Raw genomic sequence first — 21450 nt, 5'->3', positions numbered from 1 at the left:
GGTTCGGGCGGCCCGGCGGCAGTTGACGCCCGCGCGCGGGCGCAGGGGCTGTGGGACAATCAGCGGCTACAGGGAGATCTGGATGGCGATGGGAACGCGTGGCTGCTGCGCGGGCATCGTGCTGCTGGTACTGGCACTGTGCCTGGTGCCGGCGGCGGCATGGGCCGCAGAAACAACGGCTGGATCATCGGCAGAAACGCCGCGCATGCGTCGCCTCGGCGCTGCCGACGGCATGCCGTCGCGCATGGTGTTGGCGCTGGCACAGGATCGCCAGGGCTACATATGGGCAGCCACCGACGACGGCCTGGCACGCGTGGATGGCGTGGGCCTGCGGGTCTGGCGGCACGACCCGGCCGACCCCGGCTCGATTCCCGGCAACGAGGTGGAAACCCTGCTGGTGGACCCCATGGACCGCGTGTGGGTGGGGGTGAACGGCGTCGGCCTGAGCATGTTGGCCCCCGGGCGTGCGGCGTTCCAGCATTTCACCGACCTCAATGCCCGCTGCGATGGCCAGTTCTGGTCGCTGGCCTATGCGGCCAAGTCGCTGTGGATCGGCACCAACCGGCACGGCATCTGCCGGCGGGGCGAAGACGGCAGCCTGGTGCAGTACCACGCCGATCCCAACGATCCCACCAGCCTGCCCGATGACACCATTTACACGATGCTGGCCGACCCGAAGGGGCATGTGTGGGTGGGCACCGGTAGTGGCGTGGCCCGCTGGGACGGACAGCGCTTCCATCGCATCGCACCGGCATTGCTGGGCGGCAAGAGCGTGTTCCGCCTGACCCGCGAACCCGATGGCACCGTGTGGGCCGGCACCGAAGGCGGTCTGTTCCGCATTGATGCCGATGGCAGCGTGCGCAAGGCGCCGTGGACGCTCAGCGCCGATGTGCGTGCGGCCACCGTCATCCATGACCGCAACGGCGGCTATTGGCTGGGAACGGCCGATGGCCTGTACCGCGGCGACGCGGCCGGCGTGCACCTGCTGGCCGGCGACGCCGGTAGCGGTTTCCTGACCGCGCGCAGTGGCGTGCTGGACATGTTGCAGGACCACGAAGGCGGACTGTGGGTGGCCATGCTGACCCAGGGGTTGGCCTACCTGCCGCCGGGGTGGAAGCGCTTTTCCACCTGGTACCAGCTGGATGGGAAGCCGCTGGACAGTGTCTACCTGCTGAGCGCCGCCGCGGCCGGCAATGATTTCTACATCGGCGGTGCGCACGGCATCTACCAGCTGGACGTGCAGGGCACGCTGCGCCAGATCGCCGACGATACGCAGGTGGGCGTGGGCGCCATCTGGTCGGTGCTGCCGCGCGCCGATGGCGCGCTGTGGATCGGTCGGGGCGGGCGGCTGGGCCTGTACCAGCCACGTACCGGCCAGTTGCGCGAATGGAAGATCGGCGGCGGTTCGGATGTACGTCAGCGCATCGATCTGATCCGCCAGGCACCCAACGGTGAGCTGTGGCTGTCGGTCATGAGCCTGGGCATCCAGCGGCGCGATGCGCAGGGCAACCTGCTGGACACCATCCGCATTGAAGAAGGCCGCGGGCTGACCGAGAACCCGGTCGAGCAGATGCTGTTCGACCCGCGCGGGCAGCTCTGGATCATGGGCGACATGGGCCTGCTGCGCTGGAACGAGGACCGCTTCGAGCAGGTCCCGGGCATTTCACGGGGCAGCATCTACGACATCACCTGGACCAGTCCCGGCGACGTCTGGCTGGCGCGCAACGGCGCGCTGGAGCGGTACAGCTGGGACGGCCTGAGCATGACCCTGCGCGAGCGCGTGGGTGCTGCGCAGGGTTTGCCGGCGGTATCGATGGGCGGGGTGGTCACCGGCCGTCAGGGCCAGGTCTGGGCCACCACGCCGCGCGGGCTGGTGCGCTGGGATGGCGCGCAGCGCCGGTTGCGCGTCTACGGTGAGCGCGACGGGCTGCCCGACGTGGAATTCAGTGGCCGGCCGCCGGTGCGTGCGGCCAACGGGCGGATGCTGGCAGTGACCGCGACGGGGCTGGTCGGCTTCGACCCGGATGCCGCCGATGTGCCGCTGCCGCCCTCGCAGCTGGTGATCGACAACGTGCAGGTACGCCGCGACGACGCCGAAGGCCAGCAGTCGCTGCCACCGGATGCGCCGATCGTGCTGGGGCCGCAGGACCGCGACCTGATCATCACCGCACGGCTGTTGTCCTTCGCCAATCCGCAGGGCAACCGCTATCGCTACCGCGTGTCCGGCTACGACCAGAACTGGGTGATGCAGGCAGCCGATGGCGAACGCCTGCTGTCGCGCCTGCCCTCCGGCCACTATGCCATCGACGTGCAGGCGGCCACGCCGCAGGGGCAGTGGACGCCCTCGCGTACGCTGAGCGTGGAAGTGCTGCCGCCCTGGTGGCGCAGCAGCTGGGCGATTCTGGGCTATCTGCTGCTGTGGCTGCTGCTGGTGGCCGTGGTGGTGTACGTGGCACGCGTGCGCCTGCGCCGTCGCCAGCAATGGCAGCTGACCGTGCACAAGCAGCAGATCGCGGAGCAGGCATCGCAGGCCAAGAGCCAGTTCCTGGCCACGCTGGGCCACGAAGTGCGCACGCCGATGACCGGCGTGCTGGGCATGAGCGAACTGCTGCTGGCCACGCCGCTGGATGAACTGCAGCGTGGCTATGCGGCCTCGATCCAGCATGCCGGCACGCACCTGCTGCGGCTGGTCAACGATGCGCTGGACCTGGCCCGTATCGAAGCCGGTCGCCTGGAACTGGACATCCGTCCGTTCGACCTGATGTCGATGCTGGCCCAGGTGCAGGCGCTGATGGAGCCGATGGCGCATCACCGTGGCCTGGCGTTCGAGCGCAGTTTCAATCTGCCCGGCCCGATCCTGGTCAGTGGCGACGAAATGCGCGTGCGGCAGATCCTGATGAACCTGCTGGGCAATGCGATCAAATTCACCGAGCGCGGGCACGTAAGCCTGGGCGCCGAGCTGATCGATGGCGGCATGGGCATCATTTTCGAGGTCGCCGACACCGGGCCCGGCATCAACACCGATCAGCAGCAGCGCCTGTTCCATCGCTTCGAACAGGCCGATGGCCCGCGTACCGCATCGCGCTATGGCGGAAGCGGGCTGGGCCTGGCGATCTGCCAGGAACTGGCGGTGGCGATGGGCGGGCGTATCGACATCGACAGCCGGCTTGGCCATGGCGCACGGTTCAGCGTGCAGCTGCCGCTGCCGTGGACGCAGCAGCAGGGCAACGTCGCCAGCCACGCGTCGGACGCCGCGCGGATCCAGTTGCCGCCCTTGCGACTGCTGCTGGTGGAAGACGACCCGACCGTGGCCGATGTGATTGCCGGCCTGCTGCAGGCGCGTGGCCACGAGGTGGTGCACGTGCTGCACGGATTGGCCGCGTTGTCGGAAGTGGCTGCGGGCCGCTTCGATGCGGGGCTGCTTGATCTGGACCTGCCGGCGCTGGACGGTATCGCCATCGCTGGCCAGCTCCGAGCCATGGGCTATGAGTTGCCGCTGATCGCCGTCACGGCACGGTCCGATGCCTACGCCGAACAGCAGGTGCTGGAGGGCGGTTTCGACGGCTTCCTGCGCAAGCCGGTGACCGGTGACCTACTCATCGATGCCATTGCCCAGGCGCGTGCATTGCGTCAGCGGGAGAGTTGAACGCCGCTCGTGATTCATCGCATCAGTCGATAGTCGGCATTCGATCCAATCTGGAATTCTCCAGAATGTGATCCCGCGCCGAGGCGGGGGCTGTGTTCCTGCTGTCGCCGCTCTATCGTTCCCGCGATGACTTGGTTGCCGTTCGATTGACAGGTGCGTTTGAGCAGGACAATGCGGCGCATCGGCAGCCGCTGGCTGATAGCACTGGTGCTCGGGTGCTGGCCATGGGCCCTGCTGGCGGCCGTGCTCGATCTGCCATGGCCCCGGCAGCTGGGGGTCATCGATGGCCTGCCCACCACCGGCATCCACGCCATGGCCGAAGATGCCACCGGCTATCTGTGGATGGCCAGCAGCGAGGGCCTGCTGCGCTTCGACGGGCGGCGGTCGCGGGTGTGGGGGGACGAACACGGGTTGCACGACACCACCTTGCGCGCGCTGCATGTCGATGCCGCCGACAGGGTATGGGTTGGCACCGTCTCGCAGGGGCTGTTGATGCTGGGAGGCGACCGTCGCCGCTTCGAGCGCGCCGGTACACAGATGCCGTGGGCCGTGCGTAGCGGCACCATCCACGGCATTGCGGGCGGTGGTGGCAGCACGCTATGGGTGATCGGGTCGGATCATCGTCTCTACATGCTGCCGGCGCTGGATGCGCGCTGGCAGGTGGTGGATGCCGCGGCGGATACCGTCACCGCCCTGGCCATCGACCACGCCGGGCGTCTGTGGGTGGGAACGTCGCAGGGACTGCGTCGCTTCGCCGACGGCCGCCTGCAGCGGGCCGGTACCCCCCCGGCTGCTGACGGTCCCATACAGGCCGTGTGGCCCGATCCCCAAGGCGGCATCCATGCCAGCAACGGAGTGCGCACATGGCGGGAAGCCGTGGGCCGGACGTCCGGCACCGCGCCGGGGGCCGGGCGACCGCTGCTGCGCAGCGCCGATGGCGCCTTGTGGACTCAGCGCGACACGGGCCTGTACCTGTCGCGCGGAACGCACACCCAGCGCGTTCCCCTCCGGCCATTGCAGGGGCCGTCAACGCGCGCGGTGGAGATGGACGCGGCGGTGCAGGACCGGCACGGCGACATCTGGTTCCTGAGCAGGACGCATGGCGTGTGGCGGCTGCCGGCGCGGTGGCGTGAGTTCACCGCATTGCCCATGGCGGGCGAGGGGCTTCCGGGTATTCGCAGCCACTACGCGCTGGCCCTGGCCGGGGCGGCGGATGGTCGGCTGTGGGTGGCCGGCAGCCAGGGGCGGCTGCAACGCCTGGACCTGCGCACCGGTGCAAGCAGCGATCATCTTGACCTTCCCCACGCCGGGCTCAGCGTGCAGCCGGTGGGGATGGCCGAGGATCGGCAGCAGCGGCTCTGGATCGCCAGTGCCGGGCAGTTGACCCGCTACGACCCTGCACGGGGCGAGGTACGCCGGTGGCCGCTGGACTGGCCATCGGCCGACGGTGCGCTGCATCTGCAGGTCTGCCCGGATGGCACGGTGTGGTTGGCCGGAAGCGGGCAGATCCAGCAATGGTCGCCGCATGGCCAGCGACAACTGGCGCAGCCACCGGGCGACTTGGGCCTGAGCGGGGCAATGTCGCGACGGCAGCTGCTGTGCGCGCGCGACGGTGTGCTGTGGGCGACCGACCGCGACGGGCTCAAGACCTGGGATGCGCCCCGTGGCCGCTTCGTGGCCGCCGAACGCACGGGCGCTGCAGTGGCGGCCATTGCCGAGGCCGACGATGGAAGCCTCTGGCTCAGCCGCCAGGATGCACTGGAACAGCATCGCTGGGATGGACGCGCGCTGCAGCGGCTGCGCCGGTTCGATGGCGCGCAGGGCTACCCGCTGCTGCGCGCCGAGGCACTGGTGGTGGATGGCCAGGGCGTGGTGTGGGCCGGTGCCGCGCGCGGCATGGTGCGGCTGGACCCGGCGCGCGGTGGGGTGCGCGTGCTGGGCAGCGCCGAGGGCCTGCCGGTGCAGGAGATTCTTGCGCACCGGCTGGTACGGCTGGGCACCGGGGCGCTGGCCGCCGCCGTGCGCGAGGGCGGACTGCTGCTGATCGACCCGGCGGCCGTGGTCGAGCGTGGCCCGCCGCCGGTATTGGTGGTCAACGCGGTGCGCGTCGAGCGCAATGGCACCCCGGTGACCGTGCGCGCCGATGCGGCGAACGTGGCATTGGCCAGCAGCGACCGCAACATTCAGATCGCGGTCAATCTGCTGGGCGCGGGCGATGCCGATCGCATCCAGCATCGGTTCCGACTGGACGGGCACGACCCGGACTGGGTGGAGACCGGGCCGGTTGCGCTGCGCACTTTCGCGCGCCTACCGCCGGGCGAGCACCGCGTGGAGATACAGGCACGGCAGGGCGAAGGGACGTGGTCGGCGCCTTCCGAGCGGCTGCTGCGGGTTGCGCCGGGGTGGTGGGAGACCGCCGCAGGCAAGGGTGTAGTACTGATGTTGGTGACCCTGGTGGTGGTCCTGCTGGGCCGGCTGGTCACATGCGTGTTGCGGCAGCGGGCCGCCCTGCGCGAGGCGCGCGTGCAGCGCTGCCTGGCCGAGCAGGCGTCGGCGCGCCGCACGCGGTTCCTGGGGCGTCTTGGCAGGCGCATCCGCATCCCGATGACAATCATCGCCGGCTGGAGCGAACTGCTGCTGCAAGGACCGCTCTCGCCGCCACAGCAGGCACGCGCCGACAGCCTGCGCCGCGCAGGCCTGCACCTGGTGCAACTGGTGGACGACGCCCTGGACCTGGCCAGCATCGAAGCCGGGCGCCTGCAGCTGGACCACGTGGCGTTTTCGCCGGTCGCCCTGCTGCACGACCTGCACGCGCTGATGGCGCCGGTGGCCGATGCAAAGGGCGTGCGGCTGCACTGGAGCAGCCACCTGGACCCGCAGCGATGGCTGCTGGGCGACCCGCGGCGGTTGCGTCAGATACTGCTCAACCTGGTCGGCAATGCGCTGAAGTTCACCGCGCAGGGAAGCGTCGAGGTATCGGTGCAACCGGGCGCGGGAGGGCAGGGCCTGCAGCTGGTGGTGGCCGACACGGGACCGGGCATGACCGCAGCCCAGGTGCAGCGGTTGTTCCAGCGCTTCGAACAGGCCGATGGGGCCGCGACGATGGCGCGCCACGGCGGCAGTGGCCTGGGGTTGGCGATCAGCCGCGAACTGGCCCAGGCGATGGGGGGCGATATCACGGTCGACAGCCGGCCGGGGCTCGGCACCCGGTTCGAGGTGCAGGTGCCGCTGGCAACCACATCACCCCCGGCAATCGCGTCTGCCACGGACGCGGTGACCGGTGAGGCGGTGCTGGTTGGCATGTCGGTCCTGTTGGTGTTGCCCGATCCGGACATCGCCGAGGTCGTTGCGGCGCTCTTGCGCGCGCAGGGGTGTCGGGTGGTCGTGGGGTGTGATGATCCGAGGGCCGTGCCCGGCGTACCGGACGCACCGTGGCAGCTGCTGGCAACCGATCCGGATCTGCGGATCGGCGATGTGTTGGCCGGCGCGTGGCTGGCGCGGCGCTGGCCCGGGGTGCCGCGACTGGCGTTGACCGCGCGTGCCGATGCTGATGCAGAACGCGATGCGATGGCGGCTGGCTACGCTGCGTTCATCCGGCTGCCCCTGGGCGATGCTGCCCTGCGTGCGGCCCTGCTGCAGTGCCGGGCAGGACGATGACGTGCCGGTCGGCATGCCGGTGCATGGCCCTGTTGCTGCTGGCATTGGTCGCATCGGCCGCGGCGGCGCGCTTGCCCGAGGCCGCCCGTTTCACTACCGCCGATGGCCTGCCTTCCAATGCCGTGCACCAGGTTGTCCAGGATCGGCAGGGGTACCTGTGGTTCGCCACCGACGATGGGCTCGCGCGTTTCGATGGACGCCAGTTCCGCCTCTGGCGCCGCGAGCAGGGATTGGCCGACAACGCGCTGCTCAGTCTGGCCGTAGACGCCCAGGACCAGCTCTGGATGGGCACCGGCTATGGCACGCTGATGCGGATGTCGGCCGATCGCAGCCGGATCGACGGGTTTGGTGGCGACACCCACCCGGCCCTGGCCGGGGTGCCGATCAGCGCGGTGCTGCCCGACGCAGAAGGCGGGGTGTGGTTCGGCACCCGTGGCGCCGGACTGTTCCGGCTGGACCGGCAACAGCGTATCCGCCAGTTCCTGCCGACCCTGCGCGATGACGGGGTGCCGGCGGGCGATGTCGGGTACTTGTTGGCCGATGACCGTGGCGTGCTGTGGATAGGCACATCGCACGGGTTGGCCTGTTGGCAGGCCGGGCGCTTCCATCGGCCGCCCGATCCCCGCCTGGCCCACGCGTCGGTCACCGGACTGCACCAGGACACCGCAGGCGTGGTGTGGGCCAGCACGGCGGTGGGCCAGTGGCATGGCACCGCGTGCAGCACGTTGCAGGCCGCACCGGTGCCTGCACAGCGCCGGTTGTTGGGCATCGGTTCCGATGGGGCGCACTGGCTGGCCGAAGCCGACCGGATCTGGCGCCAGCCAGTGGACGGCGCGGCTGCAACGCCGGTGTCGCTCGCCGCGGCCGGGCGTGGCGCACCGCCCAGCCTGCGGGCGGTCTTCGAGGATCGGGATGGGGGCGTCTGGCTGCTGGGACGCCACCTGGGCATGTGGCGCCTGCTGCCGCGCTGGTCCCGGTTCGCGCGGCAGCATGCGCCCGTGCGTCGGTTGGGGCTGGACGGATTTTTGCCCGAATCGGCGCGGGTAAGTGAGGAACTGGCCTGCGACGACGCACGCTATTGGCGCATCCACAACGGCATGCTGGAGGGCCGTGGACCGGCGCGGCGCCGCCAGGTGCGCTGGCCGCTGCAGGGGGCTGGGCAGGCACCGCTGCGCGGGCCGGTGTCGCTGCACTGCGCCGGCGACGGTGGCGTGTGGCTGGGCAGCCGCGATGGGCTGATGCGTTGGAACGGCGCGCAACTGCACCCGGTCGCCGGTGCACCCGCAGCGATCAGTGCATTGCACGTTGCCGCCGATGGGCACTTGTGGGTGGCCAGCACCGGCGCCCTGCAACGTTACCAGTGGCAGCAGGGACGCCTGTTGCGCAGCCTGCGCCTGGACGACCGCGATGGCATGCCGGAACAGGCGGTGCATGCACTGGCCACCGACGCCGACGGCGTGCTGTGGGGGGTGTCCCACCATGGCCTGTTGCGGGTTGCAGCCCCTTGGCGTGAGGTGCACATCTACACGCGCGACGACGGCATCCCACCCGCCCTGCTGAAGGCCCGCCTGCAGGCGCAGGGTCGGCAGATGCTGGCCATCGATGCCGACGGCGCGATCGCGTTCGATCCTTCCCTGCTGGCGCGCCCGGCCACGCCATCGGCGCTGGTGATCGAGCGGGTGCAGCTGCGTCGCGACCAGCGCCTGCTCACGCTGCCCCCGGCGGCGTCGCTGCAGCTGCATGAAGGGGATCGTGAAATCCAGATCACCGCCAGGGTGCTGTCGGCCCAGCTCGACCCGGGCCAGCAGTATCGCTTCCGGCTGCGCGATGGCACACGTGGATGGCGCCGAACCCGCAGCCGTGGGACGGTGGAGTTTCCGACGCTGGCGCCGGGTCGGCATGCGCTGGATTACCAGGAGCGCAGCGGCGAGGGCCGTTGGTCGGCCGTGCAGACCCTGGTGCTCAACGTGCAGCCCGATGGCTGGCCGCACCGGCAGCCGTCGGTTGTGCATGCCGCCAGCGTGGTCGCGATGCTGGGGCTGTTGGCCTGGCTGGGCGGGCGGAGTCTGGCGCGTTCGCGCGCGCGCCGCGCCGCGGAGCAGCGGCACGCGTGGGCGCAGCAGTCGGCGCAGGCCAAGGCGCATTACCTGGCCACGTTCGGGCACGAGGTACGCACGCCATTGACCGGCGTACTGGGGATGACCGAGCTGCTGCTGGCCTCGCCGCTGGACGCACAGCAACGGCAGCGGCTGCAACGGATCGATCGGGGCGGTCGGCAGTTGCTGGCGATCGTGAACCAGGCACTGGATGACGCCCGCATGGATGCAGGCCGGTTGCCACTGCAGTGCAGCGACGTTGATCTGGCGACGCTGCTGCAGCGCTGGCGGCAGTCCGCGCAGCTGGACCTGTGCGCGCGTGGCAGCAGCCTGGCGGCGTGCGTGGACCTGCCCGGCGCGGCGCCCGTGCATACCGACCCGGCGCGCGTGCAGCAGGTGCTGCAACGGGTAGTGGATGTGATGGTGCAGACGCTGGGCGCGTGCAGGATGTCGTTCCGTGCCAGCTGGCTGCCAGGCCGCAGCGGCCTGCTGGTGGATATCGACGCGGTCGCCACGTCAGCAGCGCCGCTGCCGTCAGGGACGTTGTCCGGCGACGCGTTGGAGTCCGCACAGGCCGGCGCGCACGCCTTGGGTGGATGCGTGCGGCTGGTCAGCGCCGGGGGCGGGTCGGGTGGGCGCGTGCTGCTGAGCCTGCCGATGGTGACGGGCGCGGAATGCGCCACCTGCATACCGGCCCCGTCGGGGGTGGCCGCGGACACGGCGGCGATACGCCACGGTGAGCGGGTTCTGCTGGTCGAAGACGAGCCGTTGGTGGCCGACGTGCACGCCGGCCTGCTGGCGGCAGGCGGCGCGCAGGTGGTGACCGCCGCGCATGCCCTGGCCGCGTTGGGCGAACTGGCGGTGGCGCCATTCGATGTGGTGCTGCTGGACCTGGACCTGCCCGGCGTGGACGGGTGGCAACTGCTGGACATGCTGGCTGCACAGGGATGCGCGGTGCCGGTGGTGGTCCTGACCGCACGCCGTGAGCCCGACCTCGCCCGACGTTCGGCGGCGGCCGGCGCGGCAGGATGGCTGCACAAGCCGGCCAGCGGCGAGCAGTTGCTGGCGGCGGTGCGTGCGGCGCGGCAGGCCTGAGCGGATCGTCGCCGCGTAGCGAACCGTTTACCATGCGGACTGGCCCAGGATCGGCGCGCCGGCAGCAACGCGCGCCCGTAGCCCCTGGGGTGCATCCATGGACGATGGGGAGATCCACCAGTGGTGTCATTGCGTTGGCTGCTCCTGATCGGGATTGCATGGCTGTGGCCGACCTTCGGCCAGGCCCAGCCCGTGCCGCCAACGCCACGCCAGCTGACCGTGTTCGATGGACTGCCGTCCAACACGGTCAACCGCATGGCCGAAGATGGCTACGGCTACCTGTGGATCGCCACCAACGACGGGCTGGCCCGCTACGACGGGCGCAACTACCGGGTCTGGCGCGCCGAGGATGGCCTGCGCGACAACCACGTGTGGAGCGTGCATGTGGATGCCCGCAACCAGCTGTGGATCGGCACCGAGAATGCCGGCCTGGCGATGATGTCGGCCGACCGCCGCGAGCTGCGCTTCTTCGACCGCGCCAGCCACCCGCAGATCGGCAGCAACACCATCTGGTCGATCACCTCCACCGCCGATGGCACCGTGTGGTTCGGGACTTACGAAGGCGGCCTGCACCGCCTGGACCGTGACGGCAAGGTCACCCGTTTCATGCCCGAGCGCGGCAATCCGCGCAGCCTGCCCGCCGCGTCGGTGACACAGCTGACCACCACCCGCGATGGCAGCCTGTGGGTGGGCACGCAGGCTGGCCTGGCACGTTGGACCGGCACGGATTTCGAACGGGTATCCACCCGCGATGTGCCGGCGCAGGTGATCAACGGCTTGACCGCCGAGATCGATGGCAGCCTCTGGATCGGCACCAATACCGGCGTGTTGGTGCGGCGGCCGGACGGACGCTTCGAACCGGCACCGTGGAAGGTGGCGGCCGGCGACCAGGTGCTGGGCATGATGCTGCGCGACGAGCAGGGCGGCTACTGGCTCGATACCCGGTCCGGGCTGGGGCGCGCCTACGACAACCAGTTTCAGCAGGTGCCGCTGTACAGCGCGGTGGCGCGTGGCCAGGTACGCCCGAACTGGACCGGCGCCTATGAAGACCGCGAAGGCGGGATCTGGCTGGCCAGCATCAACGGCGGGTTGTGGCACCTGTTGCCGCGCTGGTGGCAGTTCTCGGTGCTGTCGCGCCTGGAGGACGATCCGGGGTCGCTGCGCAATGGTTACGTGCTGGGCACGTCCGCCGCCGCCGACGGCGGGGTATGGGCGGTGGGAACGCACGGGGCGCTGGACAAGTTTGATCCGGTCAGCGGCCGTGTGACCCAGCATCGGAGGGGTGTGGACGGGACGCAGTGGCTGCAATCGGTACAGGAAGATCCCCGCGGCCAGGTCTGGATCGGCTCGGCGTCGGCCTTGCTGCGCTATGACCCCAAGGATGCATCGATCCGCCGCTGGGGGCACGATGCTGCCGTTGACGCGGCGATGGAGGGCCAGCTGGAATCGTTGGCGGTCTGCGACGGCCAACGCCTGTGGAGCGCTGCGTCGACCGGGTTGCAGCAGCGCGACCTGGACGGTCGCGTGCTGCACCGGGTGCCGGCCGGGCATGCCGGGCTCGCGGCCGGGCAACTGGCCCTGGACCTGCTGTGCGGACCGGACGATACGCTGTGGGTGGCCACCAACCAGGGCCTGCTGCAGTGGATGCCGGGCCGTTCACGGTTTGAACCCGTGCCGGGTGGTCCAGCGGCGGCGATCCACGCGCTGGCGCGCGCCGACGATGACAGCGTGTGGCTGTCCGAAGAAGGGCGGTTGAGCCAGTACCGGTGGCAGGACGGACGGCTGTTGCTGCAGGCGGTCATCGGCGGTGGCGCGGGCTATCCGGAAGTGTCGGCAACCGGGCTGGTGGTCGATGCGCAGGGCGTGGTGTGGGCGGCCAGCGCACGTGGCCTGATCCGGGTCGACCCGCAGATGGGCAACGTGCGCCTGTATGGCGTGCACGATGGCCTGCCCAGCCAGGAGTTCCGTCGCAGCACGCTGAGCCGCACCGCCAGCGGCCGCATCGTTGGCGGCACGCCGGCCGGCGTGGTGGTGTTCGACCCGCGCCAGGTGCGGCCGTCCAACCGGCGTGCGCCGCTGGTGATCGAACGGGTCGAGGTGCGTCGCGGCGACCGCGTCGCCGACCTGACCCACCTGACCCCGCTGGAGGTCGCTGACGCCGACCGCGATCTGCGCATCGTGGCGCGTCTGTTGTCGTTCGCCGATTCGTCGTCCAACAGCTACCGCTACCGGCTGGCCGGCTACGACCCGGACTGGGTGGAAGTGGGGCCGGCCGGCGAGCGCGTGTTCTCGCGGTTGCCACCGGGTCGCTATCGGCTGGAGGTGCAGGCGCGTTCGGCCGACCAGGTGTGGTCGCGGGTGCAGTCGCTGGAATTCCGGGTGATGCCGCCGTGGTGGCGGAGCATGTCCGGGCTGCTGGTACTGACCTCGATGACGCTGCTGTTGATGAGCCTGATTGCGTGGTTGTACCGTCGCCGGTTGCAGCGTCGGCATGCCTACCAGCTGGCCTTGCAGAAGCAGGAACTGGCCGAGCAGGCATCAGCGGCCAAGACCCGCTTCCTGGCCAACCTGGGGCATGAGGTGCGCACGCCGATGACCGGCGTGCTGGGCATGAGCGAGCTGCTGCTGGGGTCGTCGCTGGACCCGCAGCAGCGCAGTTGGACCGCGTCCATCCGGCATGCCGGCGAGCATCTACTGCATCTGGTGAACGATGCGCTGGACCTGGCCCGCATCGAGTCCGGGCGGCTGCAGCTGCAGTCGCAGCCGTTCGACGTCCACAACGTGGTGAGCGATGTCTGCACGCTGATGGCCGCGCTTGCCGAGCAGAAGCACGTGCGTTTCGTGGTGGACAACCAGTTGCCACCGGGCCTGGCCAGCGTGGGCGATGCGGTGCGGGTGCGGCAGATCCTGCTCAACCTGCTGGGCAATGCGGTGAAGTTCACCACGCATGGCGAGGTGCGGCTGAAGGCAACCACGCTGTCGTCCGAGCGTGGCCTGCATTTCGAGGTATCCGACACCGGGCCGGGCATCGGCGCCGACCAGCAGCAGCGCCTGTTCCGGCGTTTCGAGCAGGCCGACGGGGCGCGCACGGCGGCGCAGTACGGCGGCAGCGGGCTGGGCCTGGCGATCTGCCGGGAGCTGGCGTTGGCGATGCAGGGCCAGATCGGGGTGGAGAGCCAGCTGGGCGTGGGCACGCGCTTCAGCGTGAGCCTGCCGTTGCCGCTGCACATCGCCGCGCTGCCGGCTGGCGGCGAGCCGGGCAGTGAGAGCCTGCGCCTGCCGCCGCTGCGCATTCTGCTGGTGGAGGACGATGCAACGGTGGCCAGTGTGATCACCGGTCTGCTGGGCGCGCGCGGGCATGACATGGTCCATGCCGAACATGCGCTGGCTGCGTTGCGCGAGGTCAGCGGGACGCCGTTCGACGTGGCGCTGCTGGACCTGGACCTGCCGGGTCTGGGCGGCATCGAGTTGGCCGGGCACCTGCACAACCAGGGCTACGAGATGCCGATGATCGCGGTGACGGCGCGTACCGACCCGGGGATCGAGCAGCAGGTGCACGAGGCCGGTTTCAGCGGCTTCCTGCGCAAGCCGGTGACCGGCGACCTGCTGGTGGAGGCGATCGCGCGGGCGCTGCGGCAACCGCGCGGGTAGCAGCGCACCGTTGCTGCGCTGGGGGGTGATCGGACGATCCAGGGTAGCGGCGCACCGTTGGTGCGCTGGTGGGTCATCGGACGAACCAGGGTAGCAGCGCACCGTTGGTGCGCTGGCCTTTCATCGGACCAACGGGCGCGGTGGGTAAACGCGTTTTTTAAAGGTCATCGGACCAACGGTCCGATGCTACCCGGAGGTCGCCTATTCGGCGACCTCCTCCACATCGCGCGGCGATGGGCGGGTGTCGGGCAGCTGCCAGAAGATGAGCGTGGAGGTCAGGGTGATGGCGCCGACGCAGACGAACGTGGCGTGCAGGGCGGCAGTGGCGCCATGCAGCTGGTCCAGGTGCGCGAAGGCGGCCAGCAGGCTGCCGGCGGCGGCGGCGCCAAAGCCGGTGGCGAGCATCATCACCATGGAGAGCAGGCTGTTGCCGGCACTGGCGAAGTCGCGGTCGAGGTCGCGCAGGGTGACAGTGTTCATGACGGTGAACTGCAGGGAATTGACGGCGCCGAACAGCGCCAGCTGGATGACGCGTACCCACAGCGGCTGGCCGGGGGTCATGAAGATGAAACTGGCCATGGCCAGGCCGACCAGCACGGTGTTGACCATCAGCACGCGGCGATAGCCGAAGCGTTCGACCAGTTTGACCGCGTAGCGTTTGGCCAGCATGCCGGCGGCGGCGACGGGGATCATGAGCAGGCCGGCATTCATCGGGCTCATGCCCATGCCTACCTGCAGCAGCAGGGGGATCAGCAGCGGCATGGCGCTGCTGCCGATGCGCGAGAACAGGTTGCCGAGGATGCCGATGCGGTAGCTGGGCACGTGGAAGAGGGCCAGCGAGAACAGCGGGGCGGTGGAATTGGCGGCGTGCAGCCAGTAGCCGACGAGGGCGGCCAGGCCGGCGACGGTCATGAGCATGACCAGGGCGTGCGGGGTGGCCATGCCGGAGATGCCGTCGAGTGCGAGCGACAGGACGATCATGCCGAAGGCGAGCATGAGGTAGCCGGCGATGTCGAAGCGGGTGCGGTGTTCGGCGTAGTGGTCGGGCATGACGTTCGTGGCGGCGATGTAGCCGATGACGCCGATGGGCAGGTTGATCAGGAAGACCCAGTGCCAGGAGGCCACTTCGACCAGCCAGCCGCCGAGGGTGGGGCCGATGAGGGGGCCGATGAGGGCGGGGATGGCGATGAAGCTCATGGCGCGGAGGAATTCTTCGCGCGAGACGGAACGCATGACGGCGAGGCGGCCGACGGGGAGCAGCATGGCGCCGCCGATGCCCTGCAGGACGCGGGCGCCGACGAGTTGGTGGAGGGTTTGGGCCAGGGCGCAGGCGAGCGAGCCGAGGGTGAACAGGATGATGGCGACGAGGAAGGTGCGCCGGGTGCCGAAGCGGTCGGCGATCCAGCCGGAGGCGGGGATGAAGGTGGCGACGGCGAGGGCGTAGCTGAAGACGACCGACTGCATCTGCAGGGGGCTTTCGCCGAGGCTGCGGGCCATGGCGGGGAGGGCGGTGTTGACGATTGTGGAATCCAGCATCTGCATGAAGATTGCCAGCGATACGAGCCACAACAGGGGCCGGATCGAGGCGTAGCTGCTGGTCGTCATCGTGGGGGCCTTCATCAACGAGGCGCACATGATCGCCGATGTGGGATCAGGGTGTGGTCAAGATGTGGTTGTGGACTGGATTGGCAAAGTCTTTTTTCAGAAGCTGGAGCCAGAGCCAGAGCCAGAGCTAGAGCTCGAGCCGAAGCCGGAGCCGGAGCCGGAGCCGGAGCGCTTGGTTCGGTGGCGACCTGGCTGGGCTGGCGTGGGTGGGTTGGCGGGACACGCCGTAAACCCATCCATGGGGGCTCGTGGGCGCCATCCATGGCGCCCAACGGTCCCGCCAACCCACCCACGCCAGCCCCCGACACTTTGTCGGTGTGCATGGCGACAGCGGTAGAGCCACGCCATGCGGGACTGCTGTTGTTGCCGGTGCTGCGTAACCACATACCGGGTGGCCCTACCGGTTGCGGGATGGTTGGTGTGACCGCCGGTGTTTGGGGGTAGAGCCGACCGTTGGTCGGCTGCCCTCCACGCCGATCGATCAACGCTTACATCAACCGATGCACGGGCTCGCGTGGCGGCTGTTCTTTCCGGCCTTACGTGTAGCCACCCATGGGGTGGCTCTACCGGTGGCGGGGTTGTTGGGTGCGAATGCCGGTGGCGGGGTGGCTCGGTGTGACCGCCGGTGGCGGGGTGGTTGGTGTGACCGCCGGTGTTTGGAGGTAGAGCCGACCGTTGGTCGGCTGCCCTCCGCGCCGATGGATCAGCGCTTGCTCAACCGGTGCACGGCCTCGACCAGCACGCCCACGTGTTCGGGGTTCATGTCGGGGGACATGCCGTGCCCCAGGTTGAACACGTGGCCTTCGCGGGAGCCGCCGTTGCCGTCGGCGTAGCTGTCGAGCACGCGGGCGGCGGCGCGTTCGATGGCTGCGGGGTTGCCGTACAGGGTGGCGGGATCCAGGTTGCCCTGCAGGGCGACGCGGCCGCCGGTGCGGGCGAGTGCGTCGGACAGATCGAGGGTCCAGTCCACGCCGAGGGCGTCGGCGCCGGTGTCGGCCAGTGCGCCCAGGTGCAGGCCGGTGCCCTTGCCGAACAGGATCAGCGGGGTGCGCTGGTCGCCTTGGCCGCGTTCGAGTTCCTGGGCGATGCGGGTCAGGTAGCGCAGCGAGAATTCGCGGTACATGCCGGGGCTGAGCACGCCGCCCCAGGTGTCGAAGACCTGCAGTACCTGCGCGCCGGCGGCGCGCTGGGCGGCCAGGTAGGCGATGACCGCGTCGGTGACCACCGACAGCAGCTGGTGCAGGGCGGCCGGTTCGTTCAGGGCCATGGCCTTGATGCGGGCAAAGTCCTTGCTGCCGCCGCCTTCAACCATGTAGCAGGCCAGGGTCCACGGGCTGCCGGAGAAGCCGATCAGCGGCACGCTGCCGTCCAGTTCGCGGCGGATCACGCGGACCGCGTCCATGACGTAGCGCAGCTCGGTTTCCATGTCCGGCACGGCCAGTTTGGCGATGGCGGCGGTGTCGCGCACCGGGTGACGGAACTTGGGGCCTTCGCCATCGACGAAGTACAGCTCCAGGCCCATCGCGTCGGGAATGGTGAGGATGTCCGAGAACAGGATCGCCGCATCCAGGTCGAAGCGACGCAGCGGCTGCAGGGTCACTTCGCAGGCGATGTCGGGGTTCTTGGCCATGGCCAGGAAGCTGCCGGCCTTGGCGCGGGTGGCGCGGTATTCGGGCAGGTAGCGGCCGGCCTGGCGCATCAGCCAGACGGGGGTGCAGTCCACCGGTTCGCGGCGCAGGGCGCGCAGCAGGCGATCATGGCGGGAGGGGCTGGTCACGTAACGCTTCCTTGGACTCTGGTGGCACGGGGCCGGGGTGAAAGAGCGGGGCCGGGCCGGCGCTCAGCGCGGCGCGGTGCCGCTGGTGTAGGTGATCTGGTAGCCACGTTGCAGGTGGATGTCGCGCGTCTTCTCGAAGGCGCGCTGGGCCGGTTCGGCCTCCGTGAACACCTCGCACCGCAACCGCGCGCGACCGCCAACCACGCCCGATTCGTGCAGCAGTTCCCAACTGCCGAACAGGTCCGGCTGCAGGGTCAGCTGAAGGTAGCGGGCCGGTTCAGTGCCGCCGGGGTGGTGCTGCAGGAAGACGCGCATGGCCGCGATTGTAGCCGTGAACGCCGGGGCAGGCCGTGGTGGCCCACCCCACCTGCGGCCAACGGTCGCAGGTCAGCGGGCGGCCAGCACGCGCAGCACGTCGGGTTCGTCGACGTCCGCCACCACTTCGGCGCGGCCGATGCCCCGCCACAGCACCAGGCGCAGGCGCCCGGCGATGTTCTTCTTGTCCAGGCGCATGCGCGCCAGCAGCGCCTCCGGGGCCAGCCCGGCGGGAATTTCCACCGGCAATTCGTAGCGCAGCAGCAGGTCGCGCAGCTGCGCGGTGTCGGCCTCGCTGCTCATGCCCAGCTGGGCCGACAGGCGCGCCGCCAGCACCATGCCCACCGCGACCGCTTCGCCGTGGTTGAGGTTGTCGTTGCCGGGCGCGCCATAGCCCTGTTCGGTTTCGATTGCATGGCCGAAAGTGTGGCCGAGGTTGAGCAGGGCGCGTTCGCCCTTCTCATGCGGGTCGCGGGCCACGATCTCGGCCTTGTGCTCGCAGCTGCGCGCGATCGCCTGGGCCAGCGCGGTATCGTCGCCAGCCAGCAGCGCGGCGTGTTCGGCCTGCAGCCACTGGAAGAACAGCGGGTCGCGGATGGCGCCGTACTTGATCACCTCGGCCAGCCCGGCGCGCAGTTCGCGCGGGGGCAGGGTGCGCAGCGCGGCCGTGTCGGCGATCACCGCGCGCGGCGGGTGGAACGCGCCGACCAGGTTCTTGCCTTCGGGGATGTCCACGGCCGTTTTGCCGCCCACCGAGGAGTCGACCATCGCCAGCAGCGAGGTGGGCAGCTGTACGCAGTCGACGCCGCGCATCCAGCAGGCGGCCGCGAAGCCGGCCAGGTCGCCGGCAACGCCGCCGCCCAGGGCCAGCACGCAGGCATCGCGGGTTGCGCCGAGGGCGGCCAAGGCAGTGATGGCCGCGCCGAAGTTGGCCAGGGTCTTGGACGCTTCACCGGCCGGCAGCACCAGCTCGCCGACCCGCAGGTCCGGGCGTGCGGCCAGCAGCGCTGCTTTCACGCCGGCCAGGTACAGCGGGGCCACCGAGGAATCGCTGAGCAGCAGCACGTGGCGGCCGCGCACGTGGCGGGCAAGCAGGTCACCCTGGCCCAGCAGGCCGGGGCCGATATGGATGGTGTAGGGCGTGTCGCCGCCAACGGCGACGGTACGGGGGGCGGGGGTCATGCGGGTGGGTCCTGTCGCTGCCATTGGGCGGCCAGCCGCAGCACGAGCTGCGCGGTGGCCTCGGCGGGGGTGTAGAGGTCGGTATCCAGGGCCAGGTCGGCCAATGCGCGGTACAGCGGGTCGCGCAGCGCCGCCATCTCGTGCAGCACCTGCTCGCGGTCCGGGCGCTGCAGCAGCGGCCGGGTGCGGTCGCGGGCCAGCCGTTCCAGCTGCCCGCCCACGCTGACCCGCAGGTACACCACGAAACCACGTTCGGCGATGATGGCGCGGTTGTCGGGGTCCAGCACGGCGCCGCCGCCGGTGGAGACCAGCTGGTTGCGCCCGCGCAGCAGGGTCTGCAGCGCCTGACGTTCGTACTGGCGGAAGCCGGCCTCGCCGGAGTGCTCGAAGATCGCCGGGATGCTGGCCCCGGCGGCGTCCACGATGGCCTGGTCGGCGTCCACGAAGTCCAGCGTGAAGCGCTCGGCCAGGCGGCGCCCGATGCAGGTTTTGCCGGCGCCCATCGGGCCAATCAGGATCAGGTTCGGAGCAGGGTTCATTACCCCCGATCCTAACATTTCCGTGCCGTGGCCTTTACGCACCGGCCCCCATGGTGGGGGCTGCGGAATGTCCCGCAGGCAGCCGGAGCGTGCCCATGTCAGTGGCCAAAATCATCGAGATCAATGCGTCCTCCAAGACCAGCGTCGAAGACGCGGTGCGCAGCGGGCTGAAGAAGGTGTCCGAAACGGTCAAGGGCATCCAGGGCGCATGGATCAACGAAACCAAGGTGGTCACCGACGGGGAGGGCAACATCACCGAATGGCGGGTCAACCTGCGGGTGACCTTCGTGGTGGGCTGAGAAAAACGGTGGCCGCCCGGTCGATTTGACCGGGATCGGCGCCGCCTACACAGGCGCCGTGACGACCTGCCGCTGCTCGTCCAGCGCGATGACCCGGTCGGCCAGCCCCGGCAGGGTGCGCAACGCCTGGCGGCTGACCCGTTCGTAGTACTGCACGAAGCGCTCCAGCTGGGCGCGGCTCATGCTGCTGCGTTCCGGCTGGGCAGCCTGCAGGTTCTGTTCCTGTTGCCAGCGCCAGCGCGGCACCACCGCGAAGTCCGGCGGCTGCAGGAACCAGAGGCGGTCGCAGCGCTGCCACAGCGCGGGGTAGTGCGCGGCCAACGCCTGGTTGCACCACTGCCGCCAGCGTCCGTCAGCATCGGCGTCGCGCTCCAGTGCGTTCAAGGGCGGCTGCAGGTCCACCTCGGGCTGGGCAGGCGTGCCCAGGAACCAGCCTTCGAACACCAGCAGGTCCAGCGGACCGCTCACGCGCGGCCACTCGGCCTGCGCCAGACGTTCGTCGGCCAGCTTGTCGAACCGGGGCAATGCCACCGGCTGGCGTGCGGCGATGGCGTCCAGGGTGGCATGCGCCAGTGGCAGGTCGTGCGTGCCCGGCGGGCCGCGGGTAAGCAGCAGCGGATGGACCTGACGGGCCAGGCGTTGGCGTTGACTGCGGGTCAGGTAGAAATCGTCGATGGACAGGGCCGCTGCGCGCAGCCCGCGCTGTTCGGCCAGCGCCACCACCTGGGCTGCCAGCGTCGATTTGCCGCTGCCCTGCAGCCCGCTGATCGCCAATACTGGCACTTCCGTGCCCGCTGCCAGCGCATCTTCCAGTGCCTGGGCGACCAGTGCATCGGGAAATCCTTTGTTGCGGGGCATGTACGCGGTAGCAGGCATGCGGTGACAATAAACCCAAATCGAATGGCAAGAAACCAACCATGACCGATCTGTATACCGAAGCGTTGTCCACCTTTGCCGCGCTGTTCGAGGAGGCCAAGCACAGCGCGGAAATCGAACCCAATGCGATGACTGTGGCGACAGCCGACACCAGCGGCCAGCCGTCGGCACGCACCGTGCTGCTGAAGGCCTTCGACGCGCGTGGGTTCGTGTTCTATACCCATCTGGACAGCCACAAGGGCCGCGAGTTGCGCAGCAACCCGCGCGCGGCCCTGCTGTTCCTGTGGCGCAGCCTGCGCGAGGCGGGCATCCAGGTGCGGATCGAAGGCCGTGTCGAGCAGGTGGACGATGCCGAAGCCGACGCCTACTTCGCCTCGCGCCCGCGCATGAGCCAGATCGGCGCATGGGCCTCGCTGCAATCCAAAACGCTGGCATCGCGCGAGGAGTTCGACGCGCGGGTAGCCACCACCGAAGCCAGCTTCGCCGACCGCGAGGTGCCACGCCCGGAGGGCTGGAGCGGGCTGCGCGTGGTCCCGCAGCGGATCGAGTTCTGGTACGGCGCGCAGTTCCGGCTGCACGAGCGCTGGTGCTACGAGGTCGATCACGACGGGCAGTGGAACAAGCGGTTGCTGTTCCCGTAAGGGCGCGTCCATCGAAAACTGCGCGCGGCACGCGGGGGTGGGAAACCGCCGGTTAGGATCGGGGCGGACGA

General features: G+C 69.8%; 12 protein-coding genes. 6 read left to right on the top strand and 6 right to left on the bottom strand.

Translation table 11 applies throughout. The features are described from left to right. Positions 1-82: 82 nt before the first annotated feature. The 4 genes from ACZ0AE_RS14835 (at position 83) to ACZ0AE_RS14820 (ending at position 14145) form a co-directional block, all read left to right on the top strand. Positions 83-3646: a hybrid sensor histidine kinase/response regulator gene (locus ACZ0AE_RS14835; RefSeq protein WP_463601473.1), complete on the top strand. Its 3564-nt coding sequence runs from the start codon at positions 83-85 to the stop codon at positions 3644-3646. 159 nt (positions 3647-3805) lie between these two features. Continuing rightward, positions 3806-7303 (top strand): ATP-binding protein, encoded by a 3498-nt coding sequence (locus ACZ0AE_RS14830; RefSeq protein ID WP_463601472.1) that lies wholly within the window; start codon positions 3806-3808, stop codon positions 7301-7303. 23 nt (positions 7304-7326) lie between these two features. Continuing rightward, positions 7327-10494, top strand: a complete 3168-nt coding sequence (locus ACZ0AE_RS14825; RefSeq protein WP_463601471.1) for a hybrid sensor histidine kinase/response regulator — start codon at positions 7327-7329, stop codon at positions 10492-10494. A gap of 120 nt (positions 10495-10614) precedes the next feature. Next, complete coding sequence (locus ACZ0AE_RS14820) at positions 10615-14145, top strand: hybrid sensor histidine kinase/response regulator (protein ID WP_463601470.1); 3531 nt, start codon at positions 10615-10617, stop codon at positions 14143-14145. Between the two features lie 201 nt (positions 14146-14346). Here the strand turns inward: ACZ0AE_RS14820 and mdtD are convergent, their stop codons facing one another. The 5 genes from mdtD to ACZ0AE_RS14795 form a co-directional block, all read right to left on the bottom strand. Further along, the gene (gene mdtD, locus ACZ0AE_RS14815) at positions 14347-15750 is read right to left on the bottom strand and encodes a multidrug transporter subunit MdtD (protein ID WP_141057596.1); all 1404 of its coding nucleotides are present in this window, start codon (positions 15748-15750) and stop codon (positions 14347-14349) included. Between the two features lie 703 nt (positions 15751-16453). Continuing rightward, positions 16454-17527, bottom strand: a complete 1074-nt coding sequence (gene hemE / locus ACZ0AE_RS14810; protein ID WP_038686889.1) for a uroporphyrinogen decarboxylase — start codon at positions 17525-17527, stop codon at positions 16454-16456. A 63-nt stretch (positions 17528-17590) separates the two neighbouring features. Beyond that, complete coding sequence (locus tag ACZ0AE_RS14805) at positions 17591-17842, bottom strand: WGR domain-containing protein (RefSeq protein WP_463601469.1); 252 nt, start codon at positions 17840-17842, stop codon at positions 17591-17593. Between the two features lie 72 nt (positions 17843-17914). Continuing rightward, complete coding sequence (aroB, locus tag ACZ0AE_RS14800) at positions 17915-19024, bottom strand: 3-dehydroquinate synthase (protein WP_463601468.1); 1110 nt, start codon at positions 19022-19024, stop codon at positions 17915-17917. Continuing rightward, positions 19021-19563: a shikimate kinase gene (locus ACZ0AE_RS14795; protein ID WP_463601467.1), complete on the bottom strand. Its 543-nt coding sequence runs from the start codon at positions 19561-19563 to the stop codon at positions 19021-19023. The genes aroB and ACZ0AE_RS14795 overlap by 4 nt, the downstream gene beginning before the upstream one ends. Positions 19564-19658: 95 nt before the next feature. Here ACZ0AE_RS14795 and ACZ0AE_RS14790 point away from each other — a divergent pair, with 95 nt between their 5' ends. Next, on the top strand, positions 19659-19862 hold the full coding sequence (locus tag ACZ0AE_RS14790) for a dodecin family protein (RefSeq protein WP_038686896.1): 204 nt from the start codon (positions 19659-19661) through the stop codon (positions 19860-19862). Between the two features lie 45 nt (positions 19863-19907). On the opposite strand, the gene ACZ0AE_RS14785 is transcribed toward ACZ0AE_RS14790, so the two are convergent. Beyond that, complete coding sequence (locus ACZ0AE_RS14785; RefSeq protein WP_463601466.1) at positions 19908-20738, bottom strand: kinase; 831 nt, start codon at positions 20736-20738, stop codon at positions 19908-19910. Positions 20739-20779: 41 nt separating this feature from the next. Here ACZ0AE_RS14785 and pdxH point away from each other — a divergent pair, with 41 nt between their 5' ends. Continuing rightward, entirely contained in the window at positions 20780-21379 is a 600-nt protein-coding gene (gene pdxH, locus ACZ0AE_RS14780; RefSeq protein ID WP_038686900.1) for a pyridoxamine 5'-phosphate oxidase, read from the top strand. The last annotated feature ends 71 nt before the right edge of the window (positions 21380-21450 follow it).

The sequence above is a fragment of the Stenotrophomonas sp. AC248 genome (assembly GCF_979258185.1).
This window is presented reverse-complemented; position numbering and strand designations above follow the sequence as displayed.

Bases quoted from the DNA above. Each gene is read 5' to 3' on its own strand.
- ACZ0AE_RS14835 (WP_463601473.1), top strand. From the start codon at position 83: ATGGCGATGGGAACGCGTGGCTGCTGCGCGGGCATCGTGCTGCTGGTA.
- ACZ0AE_RS14825 (WP_463601471.1), top strand. From the start codon at position 7,327: ATGGCCCTGTTGCTGCTGGCATTGGTCGCATCGGCCGCGGCGGCGCGC.
- mdtD (WP_141057596.1), bottom strand. From the start codon at position 15,750: ATGACGACCAGCAGCTACGCCTCGATCCGGCCCCTGTTGTGGCTCGTA.
- ACZ0AE_RS14805 (WP_463601469.1), bottom strand. From the start codon at position 17,842: ATGCGCGTCTTCCTGCAGCACCACCCCGGCGGCACTGAACCGGCCCGC.
- aroB (WP_463601468.1), bottom strand. From the start codon at position 19,024: ATGACCCCCGCCCCCCGTACCGTCGCCGTTGGCGGCGACACGCCCTAC.
- ACZ0AE_RS14795 (WP_463601467.1), bottom strand. From the start codon at position 19,563: ATGAACCCTGCTCCGAACCTGATCCTGATTGGCCCGATGGGCGCCGGC.
- ACZ0AE_RS14790 (WP_038686896.1), top strand. From the start codon at position 19,659: ATGTCAGTGGCCAAAATCATCGAGATCAATGCGTCCTCCAAGACCAGC.
- ACZ0AE_RS14785 (WP_463601466.1), bottom strand. From the start codon at position 20,738: ATGCCTGCTACCGCGTACATGCCCCGCAACAAAGGATTTCCCGATGCA.
- pdxH (WP_038686900.1), top strand. From the start codon at position 20,780: ATGACCGATCTGTATACCGAAGCGTTGTCCACCTTTGCCGCGCTGTTC.